Annotated in this window: 16 protein-coding genes; 9 read left to right on the top strand and 7 right to left on the bottom strand. The window is 71.7% G+C overall.

The features are described from left to right. Positions 1–109 precede the first annotated feature (109 nt). Both LO762_RS27925 and LO762_RS27920 read left to right on the top strand, forming a co-directional pair. Entirely contained in the window at positions 110–1,456 is a 1,347-nt protein-coding gene (locus tag LO762_RS27925; RefSeq protein WP_230619105.1) for a short-chain fatty acyl-CoA regulator family protein, read from the top strand. Between the two features lie 52 nt (positions 1,457–1,508). Then, positions 1,509–1,967, top strand: a complete 459-nt coding sequence (locus LO762_RS27920; RefSeq protein WP_230619104.1) for a cupin domain-containing protein — start codon at positions 1,509–1,511, stop codon at positions 1,965–1,967. A 52-nt stretch (positions 1,968–2,019) separates the two neighbouring features. Here the strand turns inward: LO762_RS27920 and LO762_RS33740 are convergent, their stop codons facing one another. From LO762_RS33740 to LO762_RS27885, 7 genes are all read right to left on the bottom strand, one after another. Beyond that, on the bottom strand, positions 2,020–3,372 hold the full coding sequence (locus tag LO762_RS33740; protein ID WP_230619103.1) for a cell wall metabolism sensor histidine kinase WalK: 1,353 nt from the start codon (positions 3,370–3,372) through the stop codon (positions 2,020–2,022). 552 nt (positions 3,373–3,924) lie between these two features. Further along, the gene (locus LO762_RS27910) at positions 3,925–4,443 is read right to left on the bottom strand and encodes a YbaK/EbsC family protein (protein ID WP_230619102.1); all 519 of its coding nucleotides are present in this window, start codon (positions 4,441–4,443) and stop codon (positions 3,925–3,927) included. Positions 4,444–4,548: 105 nt separating this feature from the next. Continuing rightward, complete coding sequence (locus tag LO762_RS27905; protein ID WP_308104707.1) at positions 4,549–6,078, bottom strand: helicase-related protein; 1,530 nt, start codon at positions 6,076–6,078, stop codon at positions 4,549–4,551. Then, positions 5,990–6,745, bottom strand: a complete 756-nt coding sequence (locus LO762_RS27900) for a DEAD/DEAH box helicase (RefSeq protein WP_230619101.1) — start codon at positions 6,743–6,745, stop codon at positions 5,990–5,992. The genes LO762_RS27905 and LO762_RS27900 overlap by 89 nt, the downstream gene beginning before the upstream one ends. Next, a complete protein-coding gene (locus LO762_RS27895; protein WP_230619100.1) occupies positions 6,717–8,039 on the bottom strand; it encodes an ATP-binding protein in 1,323 nt (440 codons plus the stop codon). Before LO762_RS27895 ends, LO762_RS27900 begins: the two co-directional genes overlap by 29 nt. Further along, a complete protein-coding gene (locus LO762_RS27890) occupies positions 8,036–10,120 on the bottom strand; it encodes a TerB N-terminal domain-containing protein (protein WP_230619099.1) in 2,085 nt (694 codons plus the stop codon). Before LO762_RS27890 ends, LO762_RS27895 begins: the two co-directional genes overlap by 4 nt. Positions 10,121–10,328: 208 nt before the next feature. Next, positions 10,329–11,597 carry an NYN domain-containing protein gene (locus LO762_RS27885; RefSeq protein WP_230619098.1) on the bottom strand — a complete coding sequence of 423 codons (1,269 nt, stop codon included), beginning with the start codon at positions 11,595–11,597 and terminating at the stop codon, positions 10,329–10,331. A gap of 185 nt (positions 11,598–11,782) precedes the next feature. Here LO762_RS27885 and LO762_RS27880 point away from each other — a divergent pair, with 185 nt between their 5' ends. The 7 genes from LO762_RS27880 (at position 11,783) to LO762_RS27850 (ending at position 20,587) form a co-directional block, all read left to right on the top strand. Continuing rightward, entirely contained in the window at positions 11,783–12,778 is a 996-nt protein-coding gene (locus tag LO762_RS27880; protein ID WP_230619097.1) for a zinc-dependent alcohol dehydrogenase family protein, read from the top strand. An 83-nt stretch (positions 12,779–12,861) separates the two neighbouring features. Beyond that, positions 12,862–13,311 (top strand): Fur family transcriptional regulator, encoded by a 450-nt coding sequence (locus LO762_RS27875; RefSeq protein WP_230619096.1) that lies wholly within the window; start codon positions 12,862–12,864, stop codon positions 13,309–13,311. Positions 13,312–13,338: 27 nt separating this feature from the next. Beyond that, positions 13,339–15,558, top strand: a complete 2,220-nt coding sequence (gene katG / locus LO762_RS27870; RefSeq protein ID WP_230619095.1) for a catalase/peroxidase HPI — start codon at positions 13,339–13,341, stop codon at positions 15,556–15,558. A 183-nt stretch (positions 15,559–15,741) separates the two neighbouring features. Further along, the gene (locus tag LO762_RS27865) at positions 15,742–16,509 is read left to right on the top strand and encodes an ABC transporter ATP-binding protein (protein WP_230619094.1); all 768 of its coding nucleotides are present in this window, start codon (positions 15,742–15,744) and stop codon (positions 16,507–16,509) included. After that, positions 16,494–18,227, top strand: a complete 1,734-nt coding sequence (locus LO762_RS27860; RefSeq protein ID WP_230619093.1) for a hypothetical protein — start codon at positions 16,494–16,496, stop codon at positions 18,225–18,227. Before LO762_RS27865 ends, LO762_RS27860 begins: the two co-directional genes overlap by 16 nt. 184 nt (positions 18,228–18,411) lie before the next feature. Next, positions 18,412–19,275 carry an LLM class F420-dependent oxidoreductase gene (locus tag LO762_RS27855; protein WP_230619092.1) on the top strand — a complete coding sequence of 288 codons (864 nt, stop codon included), beginning with the start codon at positions 18,412–18,414 and terminating at the stop codon, positions 19,273–19,275. A gap of 55 nt (positions 19,276–19,330) precedes the next feature. Continuing rightward, on the top strand, positions 19,331–20,587 hold the full coding sequence (locus tag LO762_RS27850; RefSeq protein ID WP_230619091.1) for an amidohydrolase family protein: 1,257 nt from the start codon (positions 19,331–19,333) through the stop codon (positions 20,585–20,587). Positions 20,588–20,623: the final 36 nt, after the last annotated feature.

The raw sequence follows: 20,623 nt of genomic DNA, 5'->3' as shown, positions 1-20,623 counted from the left end.
TGACGGCCGCCGGGACCAGCCACGCAATCAGCCAAGTTCCGCCAACTTTCGCCCCCGTTTTGCGAATCTTGCGAAAGGGCAGTTCGCAGCGGTCGGCTACCGTGATGACGTGGGAAAAGTCTTTGTGGGGCCACGGCTGCGCGCGCTGCGAACCGACCGGCGGATGAGCCAGGTCGAACTCGCCGCGCTGCTGGAGATCTCGCCGAGCTACCTCAACCAGATCGAGCACAACCAGCGGCCGCTGACCGTCCCGGTGCTGCTGCGGCTCACCGAGGCGTTCGGCGTCGACCCCGAGTTCTTCGCCCCCGAGGACGACACCCGGCTCGTCGCCGACCTGCGCGAGGCGCTCGCCGACACGGGCGTCTCACCGACGGCGCTCGCGGACCTGGTCTCCGGAGGCCCTGAGATCGCCCGTGCGGTCGTCGCGCTGCACCGGCGGTACCAGGCGGCCACCGAGCACGCCGCGGTCCTCGCGGGGGCACAGCAGAGCGCGCCGGCGCCGTACGAGCAGGTCCGCGACTTCTTCTACGACCGCAACAACCACATCGACCCGCTCGACCGGGCCGCCGAGGCACTCGCCGACGGCGCCGACCCGGCAGCCCTCGTGGAACGCCGCCTCGCCGCGCACGGCGTCCGGATCACCGCGTCGCCGACCGCACGCCGCCACTACGACCCGGAGACGCGCGTCCTGGCGATCTCGCCAAGGCTGAGCCGCGCCCAGCGCGCCTTCCAGCTCGCGACGCAGCTTGCGTTCCTCGAACACGACGGGCTGCTCACCGAGCTCGTCGCCACGGCCGACCTGGATCCGCAGGCCCGCGCGTTGACGCGGATCGGGCTCGCCAACTACTTCGCCGGGGCGTTCATCCTTCCGTACGGAGCCTTCCGCGCCGCCGCCGAGGACTACAGGTACGACATCGACAGGCTCGCGGACCGCTTCGGCGTGGGCTTCGAGACCGTCTGCCACCGCCTCAGCACGTTGCAACGGCCACGCGCGCGCGGTGTCCCCTTCTCCTTCGTCCGGGTGGACAGGGCGGGCAACATCTCCAAGCGGCAGTCCGCCACCGGCTTCCACTTCACCCGCGCCGGAGGCACCTGCCCTCTGTGGAACGTCTACGAGGCGTTCACGAGCCCCGGCTCTCTGCTCACCCAGGTTGCCGAGATGCCCGACGGCCGACGCTACTTCTGGATCGCCCGTACCGTGCACCGTCCGGCCGCGCGCTACGGCGGCGTGGGCCAGACGTTCGCGCTCGGCCTCGGCTGCGAGCTCCGGCACGCGCACCGCCTCGTCTACGCGGACGGCTTCGCGCTGGCCGCGCCGATCACGGTGCCGATCGGGCTTGGCTGCAAGGTGTGCGACCGCACGTCATGCCCGCAACGCGCCTTCCCGCCCACCGGGGTGACGACCGCCGTCACCGAGCACGAAAGCCCGCTCACCCCCTACGCGCCGCCCGACTGAGCCCGCGTGGTGTATTAAACAGGTAGGAAAAGTCCTCTAAGGGAGTGGGCCCGTGACCGAGCCGGACGCGTTCCACCGCAAGCTGTACCAGATCACCCCGACCCTGCTTTCGGGACAGACCGCGCAGACCGGCGGAATGCGTCGCCTCTCCGCCATCTCCGGCGCCACCGTGGGCTCCGACCGCCTCTGGATGGGCCAGACCCTCGTCGCCCCCTCCACCAACTCCGGCAACCACCACCACGGCGCCTCCGAGACCGGCATCTACGTCGTCAGCGGCCACCCCGAGTTCGTCTTCCTGGACAAGACCGAGGGCGAGATCCGCCTCCAAACCTCCCCGGGCGACTACATCTACGTCCCCCCATGGGTCCCCCACCGCGAAGAAAACCCCGACCCCACCACCGAAGCCCTGGTCGTCATAGCCCGAACCACCCAAGAAGCCATAGTCGTCAACGTCCCCACCCTCACCTGGCACGGCCCCATAGCCACCACCACCCTCGACCCGCCGACCTGAATCCCCAACCCAAGAGACCTTCAGGTCGAAGCGGCCTCTGCCCAGGCGTCAGTTAGGGGGTTCGGGGGAGGCGGATGGTTATTTGGGTGCCGGGGGTGGGTTGGGGGGCCGTGGCGGTGGCGGTGCCGTGGTGGGCTAGGGCGACTTCGCGGACGATGGAGAGGCCTAGGCCGGAGCCGCCCTTGTCCTTGGTGCGGGAGGCGTCGAGGCGGGTGAAGCGTTCGAAGACGGTTTCGCGCATGTCGGGGGGGATGGTGTCGCCGTCGTTCTCGACCTCCAGGACGGCGTCGCGGCCGTCGGGGTAGACGCGGACGGCGATGTGGCGGGAGGCGTGCCGGGCGGCGTTGTCGAGGAGGTTCGTGACGAGCCGGGCGAGATGGATGCGGTCGCCGCGGATCGTCACGGGTTGGAGATCGGTCTCCAACCGGACGTCGGGCGGGCGCTGCGCCAGTTCACCCTCGACGAGCTCGGCGAGATCAAGATCCTCCCGCGCGCCGAGCGCCCCCGAATCCAGGCGGCTCAGCGCGAGCAGGTCCTCCACGAGGTCCTGGAGCCTGTCGACGCTGAGGGCGAGCCGGTCGGCCGTGCCGGGCCAGTCGGTCTCGTCCGGGTACATGAGCGCCTCGTCGATCTCGGTCCGCATCGCGGTGATCGGGTTGCGCAGGTCATGCGAGGCGTTCGACGTGAACTCGCGCTCCCTGACGATCGACGCCTCCATCCGGTCGAGCATCTCGTTGGCCGTCACGGCCAGGGCGCGCAGCTCGTCGTGGTGCGGGGGAAGCGCGATCCGGCAGCCGATGACGCGCCGGTCCACGACGGACTCGCCGATCTCCTTCGCCGCCCGCCGGATGTGCTCGACCGGCTGGAGCGCCCGGCCGACGACGAGGGCGGTGCCGAGGGCGGTCAGCGCGGTGAGCAGGACGGTCGCGGCGGCGAGCTGGCCGAGGAAAAGGTCGCTGATGTACCAGGGGACCGTCTCGTCGAACGAATAGACGTACCAGTCGCCGTCCGGCTCGTACACCCGGAACACCACGACGATGTTGCACCCGGTGAGGCCGCGCAGCCGGCACTGCTGGGCGGTCGCCGTGGTGTCGTCCTGCGGCGGGATCAGCGACGAGATCCGCGGCCCCTGGCCGAGCGTGCCCGTTCCGGCGGTGACCCGCTCCCGCGCGTCGACGACCTGGATCTTCCCGTGCGACGCCACCGCGCGCGGGATGACGCGCGGCAGTTCGGCCCGCTTGATCAGATGGACGGTCTTCAGCGCGACGGACTGGGCGGCCTCCGTCCGGTAGTTGACCGCCTGCCCGTAGTTCAGCAGCATGATCAGCGCCGACCCGGCGACGCACAGCAGCGCCATCACGGTGGCGGCGAGCACCGTCAGCCGGGTCCGGATCGACCAGTTCACGGCCCCTCCGGCCCCCCGTCGCACCCCGCCCGCGGGCACGGCTCACCCAGCCCCCGCCCGCTCCCAATCCCGTCGCTCACCGGCACCCCCGTCCCGAAGTCCTCCCCACCCCCACGTATAGCCGAAGCACAATCCCCCCGAAGCCCATCTAAAAACCTCCGCCCCGGGCCCCCTATCGGATGTCCGGTCGCGACTCCGCCGCGCGCCATCCTTCGCCCGTTCCCGCACCCTCACCTCACCGCATCCTTGGCCGCCCGACCCGCGTCCCGCCGATTTCGCCGCCGGGAAAACGCCGCTGAACCACACTCTATGCATCACCTGACACCGCGCAGACCTTTATCCACAGCGCTATACGGTATTTGTCGCGAACATAAAGTAAAAAGAATCTCGTGGCTAATAGGCAATATGCAGAGTGGTTTCCGCATTGAGGGCTATGTGGTGACCTGGCCCAGGTGCCTGGGCTGGGTTGGGTTGGGCGGTGTGGGGTGGGGGCGCGGCTGGGCATCGCGTGGGCGGATGGGCGCCGAGTGAAGGCGGTCGGGCGGTGGGGAGTCAGAGGGTGAGTGCGAGGGGTTGGGCGTTGGGGAGGGTGAGGAGGGACTTGCCGGGGAGGAGGATCTTGGAGCGGCGGAGGCCGCTGCCGATGACGACCTCGGGGGTGTCGGGGATGGCGGCGTCCACGAGGATGGGCCAGGTGGCGGGGAGGCCGATGGGGGTGATGCCGCCGTACTCCATGGAGGTGAGCGTGGTGGCGTCGGCCATGGGGGCGAAGGAGACCTTGCGGGCGTCGAGTTCGCGGCGGATGACGCCGTTGACGTCGGCGCGGTCGGTGGCCAGGACGAGGCAGGCGGCGTAGCGGACCTCGCCCGCGCGCTTGGCGGCCACGATGACGCAGTTGGCGCTGGCGGCCAGCGGGACGTCGTACTCGGCGCAGAAGGCGGCGGTGTCGGCGAGCTCGGGGTCGATCGGGGCGGCGAACGCGCCGGGGACGGCGGCGACGGCGGCCGCCGTGGGCGGGGCGAGCAGGTCGGTGCGGTCGGTCGCGGGCGTCCAGTCGAGTGTTCCGAGCATGGACCGCACCCTACCGAGGAACCCGCACGCGGACACGGAGAAGCCGCTGCCGGGGATGGACGGGATGACGAGGTGGACGGTTTGCAGGGCACCGCTGGGTGGTGGTCAGAAGGTGTGGAGGGTTTTCCAGGTGGCGGGGAGGTCCAGGCGGCGGGCGGCGTAGGCGGCGGTGGCGAGGGTGTCGCGCAGGTGGATGTCGTGGCGGTCGATCGTCTTGACGGGTGCCAGGGCGGCGAGCGCCAGTGGGTCGGGGGGCGGGGTGCCGGCGAGGGCGGCAAGGTGGGCGCGTGCCTTGTCCGGCTCGGTCTTCGGGAGGGTGAGGGCGAGGCCCTCCTGTGTACAGGGGAGACCCGCGTGGTGGAGGGCGAGGGTGAGCGTGGTCATCACGGTGTCGCCCCGGAACGGGAAGAGCACGGTGCCGGAACCCCAGGTGAGGACGGGGTCCTGGTGCAGGCGTAGCAGCCGGAAGTTCTTCCGGGCCTCTTCGAGCAGGCGTTGGGCGGTGGCGTCGAGGTACACGGGGACATCCGTGCTCGTGTACACCGCGCGCATCTCCTGCCTGATCCTGTCGTGCACGGGGGCGCCCGTCCCGACGAAGCCCGGTGGACGGCCCCCGGACGCGGCGGTCAGCTCGATCGTCCGGCTCCGCTCGTCGACGTCGACGATCCGCCAGCGGCGTCCCGCGAAGATCAGGTACATCCCGGGCACGGGCGGCGCGAGCGGGGCGTACGTGCCGAGCGGAGAGCCGTCGCCGATCAGACGGAACTCCACCGGTGAGTCGAAGGCGGCGAAGAAGCTGTAATGGTTGACGAGCCGCTCGCCCTCCTCGTCGTGCAGCAGCAGGCCGTCAGACTCCTGACGGACGAGCCGGGCCGCAGCCAGGTCCCGCAGGAGGGTCCCGAACATGGACGTGGAGACGTGGTGGAAGGGCCCCTGCCCGCACAGCGCCCGGTAGGCGTCGGCGGGCATGACGCCGCCGTGCTGGGCGATGAGCGAGAGCACCTGCTGGATGAGGGTCGAGAGGTGCAGCCCGCCCGATTCAGGCGGTTCGCACCAGCGGTCGAGCAGCAGGTTCACCGCGGCGATGGTCTGCACGAGCTCTTCCCGCAGCTGCTCCTGCGGCGCGGTGTCGCCCGTCACCTCCTCCTCGGTGACGTACACGCGCAGGATCGCGGGCCCGCCGCGCCGCCCGGCCCTGCCGAGGCGCTGGCGCAGCGCGGCGACGGCGTTGGGCGCGCCGACCTGCGCGACCGACGCGACCGAGCCGATGTCGATGCCCATCTCCAGGGTCGAGGTGCAGATCGCGGTGACGGGCCGCGCCCTGTCCTTCAGCCGCGCCTCGACCTCCTCCCTGATCTGTTTGGCGAGCGCGCCGTGGTGCGGCACGAACTCGTCGGGCACCCGTTCCCGCGCGCTCAGCCGGGCCAGCCGGTCGGTCAGCTCCTCGACCATCGACCTGGAGTTGGTGAAGACGAGGTTGTCGGCGCCGCGCAGGGTGCGGAACAGATGAGCGGCGATGTCGGCGACGGCGCTGGGCGCGGTCTCCTCATCGGCCTGTGAGGGGTCGGTCTTCAGGTAGCCGCGTAGCTGGAGCCGCAGCTCCTGCCCCTCGGCCTTGGACGTGATGACGTGCACGTCGGGCCCGCCGCGCGGCCGCAGGAACTCCGCTGCGGCTGCCATGTCGCCGAGCGTCGCCGACAGTCCGATCCGGGGCACCCGCCGCCGCACCGCGAGCTCGATCCGGTGCAGCAGCGACTTGGAGCTGCGCGCCGCGCTCGGTGCCGGGGAAGGAGTGCAGCTCGTCGATGACGACGTGGCGCAGCCCCGCGAACAGGGCGGGCACCGTCGGCCCGCGCAGCACGAACAGCGCCTCCAGGGACTCCGGTGTGATCAGCAGGATCCCTGACGGGCGCGCCAGCACCTTCGCCTTACGGGAGCCCGCCACGTCGCCGTGCCACGGGTGGACGGGTACGTCGAGCCGCCTGCACAGCTCTTCGAGGCGCTGCTCCTGGTCGTTGATCAACGCCTTGAGAGGTGCGACATACAGGGCGGCGATGCCAGGGGCGGGCTCCGCTGAGGCCAACGCCGAACAGATAGGGAGGAACGCCGCTTCGGTCTTGCCGGACGCCGTCGCGGCGCTGACGAGCACGTCGGTGTCGCAGGCGAGGACGGGCGCGACGGCGGCCTCCTGGGCGTCGCGCAGCGCCGTCCAGCCCTGCTCCCAGATCCACCGCTGGACGCCGGGGTGGAGCAGCGCGTAGGCGCGGGACGGGTCAGAGCCGGAAGCCGGCGAGGTCGTCATCGCTGTCCCGCGTGTCGGGGTCGTCGTCGAGCGGCGCGAGGTCGGGGTTGGCCTCGGCGGCGAGGGCGACGCCGCCGAGCAGCGCCCGCCAGTCCGCGCCGGGGTTCTGCTCCAGGACCGCCAGGAGGTCGCAGAACGCCTTGATGGTGCTGCGCGGGGTGCGGAAGTAGGCGTCGCCGATCCGCTCGGCACAGTGCCGCATGAACGCCGTCAGCGCCTCGTCCGGGACGAGGTGGGCGGCGGGGTCGCCGGAGGCGTACACGTCCCTGATCTTCATCAGCAGGACGTACAGGTCCTCCTGGGTGAGCGACGTAAGCCGGATGACGGGCCCGGACAGATCGACAAGTCCGTCCACAGCGAAGGAGTTCTCTGCGAGCCTCGATTGGAGTGCCGCGTAGCTGTACAGGCCGCGCCGGGTGTCGGTGAGCGTCTCGGGGGTGCCGCCGAAGACGAACCCGAGGTGGCCGGCCGATCCCTGGAGCACGTCGTTGAGGATGCGTAGGATCTGCTCGTAGTTGGAGTTCCTGGCCTGGGTGGAAGACAGCTTGTACAGGTTGACCAGCTCGTCCACACACAGGAGGAGCCCGTCGAACCCGGCGAGCCGGACGAACCGGGCCATGAGCTTCAGGTGGTCGTAGACGTTGCCGTCGTCGATGATCGTCCGGACGCCGAGCGCCTGCCGTGCCTCGGTCCTGGTGCCGTACTCGCCGCGCAGCCACCGCACCGCCGACGCCTTGAGCTGCTCGTCGCCCAGGTCGTGGCCGCGCCAGTAGGCGCCGACGACCTCGGCGAAGTCGTAGCCGCCCGTCATCTCAGCGAGGTCCGCGAGCCGCGCCTGGATGACCCGCGCGGGGTCGGCGCCCGCCGTCCCGGCCTCGGTCAGCGCCGTCGAGACGAACCGTTCGACGACGCTCTGCGTCGCGCCGCCGTCGGGCTTGGCGCGGGTCGAGAGGTTGCGCATCAGCTCGGCGTACAGGCCGCGCGCCTGCCCTCCCGTCGCGTGCAGCCGCCGGTCGGGGTTGAGGTCGGCGTGCGCGGTGACCAGGCGCTTCTCCATCGCGATGCCGCGCACGAGGTGCAGGAAGAACGTCTTGCCCGCGCCGTACTCGCCGACGACGAGGCGGACGGCCGAGCCGCCGTCGGCGATCCGCTCGACGTCGCCGAGCAGCGCCCGGATCTCGGCGACCCGGCCGACCTGCACGTGGTGCTGGCCGAGCCGTGGTACGACGCCCGCCCGCAGCGACTGGAGCAGCGCGTCGCGCTCACGCGGCCGGATCCTGGCGGGGGTGCTCACAGTAGTTCTCCCATCGCGTACGTGTTGATCTCGATCGGGTCGTCGCCCTCGGCCACGGGCTCGCCGGTGTGCTCGATAGCGGCTTCGTTGAGGCGGTCGAGTGCCCCGTCCGGCATGACCCGCGCCTCGGCCGCGAGGGCCGCCCAGTCGGCGCGGGAGATCTCCGCGCGTCCGGCGAGGACGCGCAGCAGGTGCGAGTGGGCGGCGTCCAGCCCTGCGAGCGGCGGCTCCTGCGGCGTGACGGGCGGCGCGGGCGGCTCCTCGTCGGCGCCGAACACCGAGCCGAGCAGCGCCGCGACCTGCGCCGCCTCGGCGAGCCGCGCTTCGAGCAGCGCGGGGTCGAGGTGGATCGGGCCGTCCGGCGGTGCCTGCGCGGGGATCGGGTGCGTGACGACGGGTTCGGCGGCCCGCACCGGGACGGGCTCGGCGGCGGGCGGCGGCGCGACGGCGGCCGCGTGCAGGCTCGCGTGGACGCCTTCGGGGTCGAGCGCGAGCATCTTGCGGATCCGCTTGAGCAGCTTCACCTCGGCGGGGTCGATCACCCCGTCGGCGGCCGCGATGGCGGCGAGGAACCCTGCGACGCGTTCCTTCTGGGCGTCGTCCAGCGCGCTGACGCGCTTGGTGAGGCCCGTCAGCTTGGGTTCCGTCGTCAGGAGCCAGCGTAGGTGGGCGCGCAGCCGGGTCCGTTCGCCCGGTGAGAGGTCGAGTGCCTTCTCCAGGTGGCCGACCAGGAGTGCCTTCTCCTCGACGGAGACGGACCCGTCGGCGGCGCTCATGGCGGTGCCCAGGTGCAGCAGGAGGGTGGCCGACCGGTAGGGCTCGGAGGGCGCGGTGAGCGGTGGCCCTTCGGCGCGGAAGAGGACGATCCTGCCCGTCGGCTGGACGGGGCCGCCCATCCTGGGGTCGGGCTCCATGCCGACGCCCGCGCGGTCCAGGACGCGGGCGACGTCCACAAGGTCCTTCTTCGCGGGCTGCTCTCCCGCCCGTGCCTTCGCGAGGTGGCTTACGAGCTGCTCGGCCGGGACCGTCACCATCGACATCCCGCCGAGATAGGAGGAGGCCCAGGAGAGCAGGTCGGCGGCCTCACCGTGACCGTCGTGGGCGAGGTCGGCGGGCAGCAGCGCCACGGCCGACACCGAGCCCTGCCCGTCGGGGTTGCGGCCGAGGAACCTGCTGTAGGGGTCGAGCGCGTCGGTGCACTCCTCGACCAGCGTAGTGATCTTGCGTAGCGGGACGGCGTGGTCGAAGACATCCGGCCGGCCGGGAAGCGGGATCGTGAGCGTCAAACGAAAGCCGGGGCTCGCAGGGTGGTACTCGGCCTTGAGGTCCTTGGCACGCGGCCGCAGGACGAGGCCGTCGCCGAACCGCTCGCGGTAGCGGACGGCGAACAGCGCGTCCAACTCGGTGGCGCAGCGGGTCGCCGGGGTGCGCGGCGCATGGTCGATCCTGGACCGGACCCAGGCCAGCGCCCAAGGCGCCGGAACCGGGAGCTTCGCCGTCGCGAAGCCGCTGAGGCCGAGGCGCAGCGCTGCCGGGACGTGCACGGGGTCGGGCGCGGGCGGCGCGGAGACGGTCAGGTCGAACCGGGACAGGTGCAGCAGCAGGAGCGTCTGCCGGAAGGCGCGCGCGTAGCGGTCGAAGGACGCGTTGCCGCCGTAGATGGCCAGCAGTCTGTCTATCTCGCGCGCGATGACGGAGAGTTCGGCGGCGAACGCGTCGGGCGTCCTGAGGAGGTCGTGCAGGAGCCTGCGCTCCAGGCCGTAGAAGAACAGGAAGACGTACCCGATCGGCGCGGCCGGGTGGGCGCGTCCGGAGGCGAGCCAGGCGAGGTAGGCGGCTCTGGCCCGGGGAGCCAGCTCGCTGTAGGACGGCCAGTAGGGGAGGGTCTCGCCGTGCCAGTCGGGATCGCGCCAGTCCACCGGGAGCCACGGGTCCACCAGGGCGGGCTCGACGGCCCTGCCCGATGCGTCGGCGAGGTCCTGGCCCCAGTAGAGCATCTCGCCCGGGACCCGGTATCCGGCGACGTCCACCGGATGCGGCGTCACCGTCCAGCTGACCCTGGCCGCCCGAGGATGCACCATGCGTCGATCATCCGGTCACCGCCCGTCCCGGCGCTCGCGCTTCGGCGTTTCCGTCGCCATACCGAGACGAACGATCTTCTTGGTGGACAGGGTCGTGTCACCGAACGGAGCGGCGATGTCACCGAAGGGTCAGGTGAGGCCGGTCGGTGTCGGGGCATACGAGAGATGCGCTTCGGCGGCGAGGATGCGGGCGAGGCAGGTGAGCGGTTCAGGGGGGTGGCGGTTCTTGAGGGTTGAGCCAGGTGCGGAGGATGTGGGTTTCTTCGTCGGTGAGGGGAGTGTCGAGTTTGGTGGACTGGGTGAGGATGTTGGTGGTGAAGGCGGCGGCGATCTCGGCGGCGTTCGGGGGTGGGGAGACGGCGAGGGAGCGGCCGCCCCAGGCGGTGCCGTGGACGACGAAGCCCACGACGTTGCGGCTGACGGCGTAGCCGCGCTCGCGGAGCAGGTCGCGGGTCCAGCTGGTGCACTCGGTGAGGTTGAAGGAGCGGGTGGCGGCGTACTCGGCGAGCGCGGCGTAGATCTGCGGCCACCAGGCGGCCGGGATCCGGGGCAGCGACTGCGCCTCGGCGAGCCGCTCGACGGGCTCGGGCAGCGCGACGGCCTGGGCGCCGGGCGCGGCGGGCGCGGAGTGCCGGGACTCGTCCCAGAGCGCGTTGTGCGAGATCCGCAGATGCGGCAGGTCGAGGCTCTGTACGGCGCGCCGGAAGCTACCGGCGCCGAACCAGTCGGCGACCTGTGCGGAGTCACCGAGTTCCGCGCGGGCCCGGTGCGCGAGCGTCGCCAGGTTGAGCGGCCCGGTCGCCTCGGCGTAGGCGGCGGCGACGAGCGCGCGGAACGCCGCGCGCCGGTCCGGGGAGGCCGCGCCGTCGAGCGGCGGCCCCGTCTCGAACTCGGCGGCCTCGGCGGCGTCCGGGTCGTCGTAGTCGGCGATGTCGTCCTCAAGGAGGGCGAGGAACTGCTGGCTGCCGAGCGAGAGGTCGGCGATCGCGGTGAACCCCTCGGCGGCGTTCGCGGGCGAGACGACCATCGTCCGCCGGTCCGCCCGCCGCAGCCGTTGCAGCAGCGGCGCCATGTCGGAGTCGCCCGAGGCGATGACGAACTCCTCGTAGCCGGTGCCGGAGTGCAGGGCGTCGAGCGCGTCGATGACGATCCGGATGTCCGCCCCGTTCTTCGTCGCGTTGTACGGCGGGCAGTCGACGACCTCGAACCCGGCCCTGACGAACGGCGCCCGGAACTTCGAGAAGTACAGCCGCACCGGTTCGCCCGCCGCGTCATGTCCGGGGACGGATCCGCCCGGGTTCAGGTAGCACCGCAGGATCAGCCATCTCCGCCGTCCACCTCCCGCCGCCGACGGCAACCGCCCCAACCACCCGCCCGGATCGCGCGCGAACCGCAGCGCCGCCCGTGGATCGAGCTTGAACAGCCCGGAGAACACGTTGTCGAAGTCCAGATACAGCGCCGCCCGCACACCGTCCATGAGCCTCCCGCCATCTGTCGGCTTCCTGAAAGTTGCGTCGCCTCTTTTCCATCGCCGCCACTCCCCACCCGTTACCCCAAACGCCCACCTTTCCCACAAACCACCCCAAGACCCCTGACCCGCCGTGCGGGGCTTTGGCGGGCTGGGGCGTGGGGAAAGGAGGGGGAGACGGGCGGGGAGGGGTTATGAGGGCCTGGGTGGTCGCGGAGCCGGGCGCTCCCGGGGGAGAGGCGTTGAGGTTCGGGGAGCGGGAGTTGCCCGTGCCCGGAGGCGGGGAGCTGTTGGTGCGGGTGCTGGCGTGCGGGGTCTGCCGGACGGATCTGCATCTGGCGGAAGGGGATCTGCCCGTCCACCTGCCCCGGGTCACGCCGGGGCACGAGATCGTCGGGGAGGTCGTCGCGGCGGGCGAGGGCGCCCTCCACGTTCCGGGCGACAGGGTGGGGGTGGCCTGGCTGCGGTCCACCTGTGGGCGGTGCCCCTACTGCCGGAGGGGAGCGGAGAACCTCTGCCCGCGCTCGGTCTACACCGGGTGGGACGCGCACGGCGGGTACGCCGAATACGCGGTGGCGGAGGACGCCTACGTCTACGACCTGCCGCACGGCCTGTCCGACGTGGAGGCGGCGCCGCTGCTGTGCGCCGGGATCATCGGCTACCGGGCGCTGAAGCTCGCCGACGTCCCGCCCGGCGGCAGGCTCGGGATCTGGGGCTTCGGCGCGTCCGCCCACCTCGCGGCCCAGGTGGCGCTGGCCCGGGGCACCCGGGTGCACGTGTTCACCCGCGCGGAGTCGGCCCGCGAGCTGGCCCTGGCGCTGGGCGCCGCCTCGGCGGGCGACTCCTTCGCCCCGTCGCCCGAGCCGCTGGACTCGGCGATCATCTTCGCCCCGGCGGGCGAGCTGGTCCCGCCCGCCCTGGAGCGCCTTGATCGGGGCGGCACCCTGGCGATAGCGGGGATTCACCTGTCCGACATCCCGCCCCTGAACTATCAGAGGGACCTTTTCCGGGAACGCCGGATCACCTCCGTCACCTCCAACACCAGGGCCGACGGCGCCGAGTTCCTCCGCCTGGCGGGGCGCCTCCCGCTCCGGATCGCGACCACCCCCTACCCCCTCGACCAGGCCGACCGGGCGCTCGCCGCGCTGGCCGCCGACCAGGTGAACGGAGCCGCCGTGCTGACCCCCTGACCTGCGCTAACGGCGAGTGGCTGAAAAAGTTGGCCTAATCCTTCTCTTGTATCAGTCGTGTTTATGGGGGTAGGTTAGGCGGCATGACCGCATCCCGGACATCGGAGTCCCGGGCCCGCGGCGCCGCAGCGGACCTGCGGGGCGCGGGCCTGAGGGTGACGGCCGCCCGCGTCGCGCTGCTGGAGACCGTCAGGGACGGCGACCACCTCGACGTCGAGGCGATCGCGTCCGGGGTGCGCGCAAGGGTGGGCCACATCTCCACGCAGGCCGTGTACGAGGCCCTGCACGCGCTGGCCGCGGCGGGGCTCGTCCGGCGGCTCGAACCGGCGGGCAGCCCCGCCCGCTACGAGGGCCGCGTCGGGGACAACCACCACCACCTCGTGTGCCGCGCCTGCGGCACCGTCGCCGACATCGACTGCGCCGTCGGGCGGGCCCCCTGCCTGACGCCAGCCGAAGACCGCGGCTTCGCCATCGACGAGGCCGAGGTCATCTACTGGGGCCTGTGCCCCGGCTGTGCCACCCCCAGTTCCTGAGCACAAGATCCCCTCGGAAGGATTCGCATGACCGAGAACCATGACGCGATCGTCGCCGACGCCAAAGCGGGTGGCTGCCCCGTCGCGCACGGGCGCGCGGCGCACCCGACGGAGGGCGGCGGCAACCGCCAGTGGTGGCCGAACCAGCTCAACCTGAAGATCCTCGCGAAGAACCCGGCGGTCGCGAACCCGCTGGGCGAGGACTTCGACTACGCCGCCGCGTTCCAGGGCCTCGACCTGCCCGCCGTCAAGCGGGACGTCGCCGAGATCCTGACGTCGTCGCAGGAGTGGTGGCCCGCCGACTACGGCCACTACGGCCCGTTCATGATCCGGATGGCCTGGCACAGCGCGGGCACCTACCGGATCAGCGACGGCCGCGGCGGTGGCGGCGCGGGCCAGCAGCGGTTCGCCCCGCTGAACAGCTGGCCGGACAACGGCAACCTGGACAAGGCGCGCCGTCTGCTGTGGCCGGTGAAGAAGAAGTACGGCCAGGCGCTGTCCTGGGCCGACCTGCTGATCCTCGCGGGCAACGTCGCGCTGGAGACGATGGGCTTCAAGACGTTCGGTTTCGCGGGCGGCCGCGCCGACGTGTGGGAGCCCGACGAGGACGTCTACTGGGGCCCGGAGCAGACGTGGCTGGGCGACGAGCGCTACACCGGCGACCGTGAGCTGGAGGAGCCGCTCGCGGCCGTCCAGATGGGCCTCATCTACGTCAACCCCGAGGGCCCGAACGGCAACCCGGACCCGCTGGCCGCGGCCCGCGACATCCGCGAGACGTTCCGCCGGATGGCGATGAACGACGAGGAGACCGTCGCGCTGGTGGCGGGCGGCCACACCTTCGGCAAGGCGCACGGCGCGGGCCCCGCCGACAACGTCGGCCCCGACCCGGAGGCGGCCCCGCTGGAGGAGCAGGGCTTCGGCTGGAAGAACAGCTTCGGCACCGGCAAGGGCGGCGACACCATCACGTCCGGCCTTGAGGGCGCCTGGACGAACACGCCCACCCAGTGGGACAACAGCTTCTTCGAGATCCTCTTCGGCCACGAGTGGGAGCTGTTCCAGAGCCCCGCGGGCGCCAACCAGTGGCGGCCGAAGGAGGGCGCGGGCGCGGGCACCGTTCCGGACGCGCACGACCCGGCCAAGAGCCACGCGCCGATCATGCTGACGACGGACCTGGCGCTGCGCTTCGACCCGGTCTACGAGCCGATCTCGCGCCGGTTCCTGGAGAACCCGGAGGAGTTCGCCGACGCGTTCGCCCGCGCCTGGTACAAGCTCACCCACCGCGACCTGGGCCCGATCGCCCGGTACCTCGGCCCCGAGGTGCCCGGCGAGGTGCTGCTCTGGCAGGACCCGCTTCCGGCCCGCGACCACGAGCTCGTCGACGCCGCCGACGTCGCCGCGCTCAAGGCCAGGGTGCTGGAGTCCGGCCTGACGGTGTCGCAGCTCGTGTCCACCGCGTGGGCGTCGGCCTCGTCCTTCCGGGGCAGCGACAAGCGCGGCGGCGCGAACGGCGCCCGGATCCGGCTTGAGCCGCAGCGCGGCTGGGAGGTCAACGAGCCCGACCAGCTCGCGACGGTGCTGAGCGCGCTGGAGGGCGTCCAGGCCGAGTTCAACGCGGCGCAGACCGGCGGCAAGAAGGTGTCGCTGGCCGACGTCATCGTGCTCGCGGGCGCCGCCGCCGTCGAGAAGGCGGCCGCGGACGCCGGGTTCGACGTTGAGGTCCCGTTCACGCCGGGCCGGGTGGACGCCTCCCAGGAGCAGACCGACGTCGAGTCGTTCGCGGCCCTGGAGCCGAAGGCCGACGGGTTCCGCAACTGGCTCGGCAAGGGCAACCGCCTGCCTGCCGAGTTCCTGCTCGTCGACAAGGCGAACCTGCTGAACCTGAGCGCGCCCGAGCTGACCGTCCTCGTCGGCGGCCTGCGCGTCCTGGGCGCCAACCACGGCGGCTCCACGCACGGTGTGCTGACCGACCGGCCGGGCGTCCTGACGAACGACTTCTTCGTCAACCTGCTCGACCTGGGCACCACGTGGACCCCGGTCTCGTCCGACGCGAACCTGTTCGAGGCCCGTGACGCGTCCGGCGCGCAGACCTGGACGGGCACCCGCGCCGACCTGGTCTTCGGCTCCAACTCCGAGCTGCGCGCCCTCGCCGAGGTCTACGCCAGCGACGACGCCAAGGCCAAGTTCGTCACGGACTTCGTCGCCGCCTGGGCCAAGGTCGCCGACGCCGACCGGTTCGACCTGTCCTGACCCCGCGCGGGATCCGTCCCGCTCCGGACCCGCGAGGCCGGCCGCCCACCCGTGTGGGGCGGTCGGCCTCCGCCGTCCCGGCACGTCAGCGTGGTCGGCCGACGGATGTCAACCACGTTGACACCGGACATAACGCCTGAAAGTCTCCCTCATTGATCATCAAGATTTCTGGGGGAAAGACACGTGCCTTCGGTGGACGAACCCGCGCTGCGCCTCGTCGGCCTGACCAAGGTCTTCGGAAGCACCCGCGCGGTGGACGGCGTTGACCTCCGGGTGCCGCGCGGCGCCTTCTTCGGCCTGGTCGGCCAGAACGGCGCGGGGAAGACGACGACGCTTTCCATGGCGGTCGGGCTGCTGCGGCCGGACGCGGGCACCGCCGAGATGTTCGGCGTCGACGTGTGGGCGGCCCCGGAGCGCGCCAAGCCGCTCGTCGGTGTGCTGCCCGACGGGCTCGCGCTCCCCGAGCGGCTGACCGGCCGCGAGTTGCTGACCTACCTCGGCCTGCTGCGCCGCCTGCCCCGGGACACCGTGGACGCGCGCGCCTCCGATCTGCTCGCGGTCCTGGATCTCGACAAGGCCGAGCGCACCCTGGTCGCCGAGTACTCCACCGGCATGCGCAAGAAGATCGGCCTGGCCGTGGCGCTCCTGCACGCGCCCCGGCTGCTGGTGCTGGACGAGCCGTTCGAGGCGGTCGACCCGGTGTCCGCCGCGACGATCAAGACGATCCTGCGCGGCTTCGTCGCGGGCGGCGGCACGATCGTGCTGTCCAGCCACGTCATGGCCCTGGTCGAGCAGCTGTGCGACCACGTCGCGGTCATCGACGGGGGCCGGGTGGCCGTGGCGGGCACGCTGGACGCCGTCCGGGACGGGCGCGGCCTTGAGGACAGGTTCGTGGAGCTCGTCGCCGCCGAGGGCACCGTCGCGAGGGAGCTGACGTGGCTGTCGAGCTGACGATGGCCCGGATGCGGGTCGCGATCCTGCGGCACACGCTGACGGGCGCCCAGGGCGAGATGGCGGCCTCGGGCGTGTTCCTGGGCGCCGTCCTCGCGGCGGGCACCCTCTTTGTCGCGGTGACGGCGGACGCGCCCCTGCTCGCCGCCGTCTACGCGCTGTGGATGGCGGGCTGGATCCTCGGCCCGGTCGCCATGGGCGGCGGCGACGAGACGCTGAAGCCCGAGCACTTCGCGATGCTCGGGCTGCGGCCGCTCCGCACGGCGTCGGGGCTGCTCACCGCCGCCTTCGCCGGGCTCGCCCCGATGGTCAGCCTTGTCGCGCTGCTCGGACTTGTGGTCTTCGGCATCCGCGAGGGCGTTGTGGGGGCGCTGCTCTCACTGCCCGCCGCGTTGCTCACCCTCGTGCTGTTCGTGCTGGTGTCCAAGGTGGCCACCGGGCTTCTCGGGCTCGCCCTGCGTTCCCGGCTGGGCGCGATCGCGGCCGGGGTGCTCAACGGGACGCTCCTCGCCGGGCTCTGCCAGATCTGGGTGTTCCTCGCGCTGTTCGAGGAGAGCGGGGTGCCCGGCATCGTCTGGTACGTGCCGTCCGGGTGGGGTGTGCGCGCGGTCCAAGGCGAGCCGCTCGCTCTCGTCGCCCTCGCCGGTCTCAACCTCCTGCTGCTCTGCCTGTGGGCCCTGCTCCTGTCCCGCCGGACGGGCGCGGCCCGCACGTTCGGGCGGCCGCGCCGGCCGATCGCCGCGCGGACGGCGTCGGGCGCGGTCCTGGCGAAGGAGCTGCGCACCTGGACCCGTGACCTCGCGCGCGCCCACCAGCTCGCGTTCGCGCTGTCGTTCGGCGTCTGCTTCGGGGCGAGCCCGGTGCTTCTCGGCTGGGACGGCATGCTCCCCTACGCGGGCCCGATCTTTGTGGTGATGGCGGCCGCGATGACGTCGAACCTCTACGGCACGGACGGCACGGTGCTCTGGCTGACCCTGATGACGCCGGGCAACGACGAGGTGCGGGCCCGGCAATGGGCCTGGCTCCTCGTGATGGGCCCGGTCGCCGCCGTGGTGACCCTCGGCGGGACGGCGATCGCGGGCGGTCCCTGGCCCGTCGCCCTCGCCCTGCTGTTCTCCCTGCTCGGCGGCGCGGCGGGACTCGTCCCGCTGATCTCGGTCTACGGGCTCGTGCCGGGCACCGATCCGCACAAACGTGCCGGGAACCCCCTGCGCACCTCCGAGGACGACGGCGGCCTCACCGGCCTCGCCTACCTCATGCTCGGGCTCGTCTCGGCGACCTGCGTCCCGGCCGTCCTCGTCGCCCTGCGCCACGGCTGGCCCGGCGTCGTGCTCGGCCTGGCCACCGGCGTCCTGTGCTTTGTGCTCTTCGGCCGCCTGGCGACGGCCCGTCTGCGCAGCCACGGCCCGGACCTGCTGCACATGATGCGCACCGGCCGCCGTCCCGCCCGCCCGACGGCAGCCGCCGTTCCGCTCTCCGCGCCCCGCCAGTTGCTCGTATGGATGGCCTTCGCCTTCGGCTCGATCGCCCTGTTCCCCCAGGGCATCGTGGCCACCGTCTTCGTAGCCCTAGGCATGTCCGAGCACACGTGGTTCCTGGCCACCTACATGCCTTCGCCCTTCGGCTATCCCACCTCCATCGCGATGACCCTCCTGGGCGCCTCCCTCTACGCCTTCGCCATCCACCAGTCCCGCAAGGCGGCCCCGAGCCGCGCCTAGACGCCGCTCAGCGGGGGACGTGAGTGCGGCGTCCGGACCTTTGTGCTGCCCTGATCCACAATAGATTGATGGATTTGTATTGTGTTGGGGCAGTGCCCTGCGCGATGATGCGATAGATGCTTACCTATCGAATTATCGCGGTTCGGTGTTCCGGCACCGGGAGCGGCACGGTCCGGAGGACCGCATGAGACTTGCGCTGCACATCAACGACTACGCCGGGTTCGGCGAGCCCCACCAGATGGCGGGCGCGCTCGGCCGGATCGCGCGGACCGCCGAGGACGCCGGATTCACCAGGCTCAGCCTGACCGACCACCTCTGGCAGATCAGCATGATCGGCGAGGAGTACGAGCCGATGCTGGAGGCGTACACCGCGCTGGGCTTCCTCGCGGGCCAGACCCGCACGCTGGAGCTCCAGACGCTGGTCACCGCGGCGACGTACCGGCCCCCCGGCCTGCTCGGCAAGATCGTCACCACCCTCGACGTGCTCTCCGGCGGCCGGGCGTGGCTCGGCGTCGGCGCGGGCTGGAACGACGAGGAGGCGCAGGGTCTCGGCCTGCCGCTCCCGCCGCAGCGCGAGCGCTTCGCCCGGCTTGAGGAGACGCTCCGGATCTGCCGCCAGATGTGGAGCGGGAGCCGCGAGCCGTTCGTCGGCGAGCACTACCGGCTGGCCAGCACGCTCAACACGCCGGCGCCGGTGCGCAGGCCGCGGGTCCTCGTCGGCGGCGGCGGCGAGCGCGTCACGCTGCGCCTGGCCGCCGCGTACGCCGACGCCTTCAACGTGTTCGGCGGCGCCGACGCGGGCCAGAAGATCGAGCGGCTGCACGAGCACTGCGCCCGGATCGGCCGCGACCCGGGCGAGATCGAGAACACCGCGGTGCTGCCCGTCGCCGTCGACGAGCCCGGCGCCACCGACACGCTCCTGGAGGAGCTGCGCCGCCTGCACGACACCGGATTCAGCACCGTGTACTGCGCCGTGCCCGCCGTCGCGTCCCTCACCCCGCTGGAGACGCTCGGCGCCAAGGTCGTGCCCGAGATCTCCCGGTGGTGACGGCCCCCGGCGCCGTCGCACCCATCCCCGACCGGACGAGAGAGGAACCCCGGAAGTGAACGTCGAAGACCTGATCCTGGTGAGCATCGACGACCATGTCGTGGAACCGCGCGACATGTTCGACAACCACGTGCCGGAGCGGTACAGGGACCAGGCGCCCAAGTCCATCATGGACGAGAACGGCTACGAGAAGTGGTGGTTCCAGGGCGTCCCCAGCGTCTCCAGCAGCCTGAACGCGGTGGTCGGCTGGCCCAACGAGGAGTGGGGCCTGAACCCCTCCACCTACGCCGAGATGCGTCCGGGCAGCTACGACATCCACGAGCGCGTCAAGGACATGAACCGCAACGGGATCCTCGCCTCGATGTGCTTCCCGTCGTTCGCGGGCTTCAGCGCGCGGTTCTTCCAGGAGGCGCAGGACAAGGACCTCGCTCTCATCATGCTGAAGGCGTACAACGACTGGCACATCGACGAATGGGCGACGACCTACCCTGGCCGGTTCATCCCGATCGCGCTCGGCCCCGTCTGGAACCCGGAGGAGCTGGCCAAGGAGGTGCGGCGGGTAGCGGCCAAGGGCGTCAAGGCCGTCACGATGCCGGAGTTGCCGCACATCCAAGGGCTGCCGAGCTACCACGACCTCGACTACTGGGACCCGTTCTTCCGCGCCGTCTCCGAGACGGGCGTCGTCATGTGCCTGCACATCGGGCAGGGCTTCGGCGCCATCAACGGCGCGCCGGACGCGCCCGTGGACAACTTCATCATCCTGGCCACCCAGGTCTCGACGTTCGCCGCGCAGGACCTGCTGTGGGGCGGCGCGATGCGCAAGTATCCCGACCTGAAGATCGCCTGGTCGGAGGCCGGGATCGGCTGGATCCCGTTCTACCTGGACCGCTGCGACCGGCACTACACGAACCAGCGCTGGCTGGGCCACGACTTCGGCGGCAAGCTCCCGAGCGACATCTTCCGCGAGCACTCGCTGGCCTGCTACGTCACCGACCCGACGGCGTTGAAGGTGCGGCACGACATCGGCATCGAGATGATCGCCTGGGAGTGCGACTACCCGCACTCGGACTCGATCTGGCCGAACGCGCCCGAGTTCGTGCTGGACGAGATGCGCGGCTCCGGCGTCCCGGACCACGAGATCAACATGATCACGTGGCAGAACACCTGCCGGTTCTTCGACATCGACCCCTTCACGCACATCCCCAAGGAGCGGGCCACCGTCGGCGCCCTCCGGGCCCTGTCGCCCGACGTGGACACGACGGTCCGCTCCAAGCACGAGTGGCGCCGCCTCTACGAGCTCAACCACTCCTGACCCCCCGGGCGCGCGGCCCCCCCTGAGGCCGCGCGC

Source organism: Actinocorallia sp. API 0066 (assembly GCF_020991275.1).
In the GTDB taxonomy this organism is placed as follows: domain Bacteria; phylum Actinomycetota; class Actinomycetes; order Streptosporangiales; family Streptosporangiaceae; genus Actinocorallia.
Note: the sequence above shows the minus strand (reverse complement) of the source record. Positions and strands in the feature narration are given on the sequence as shown.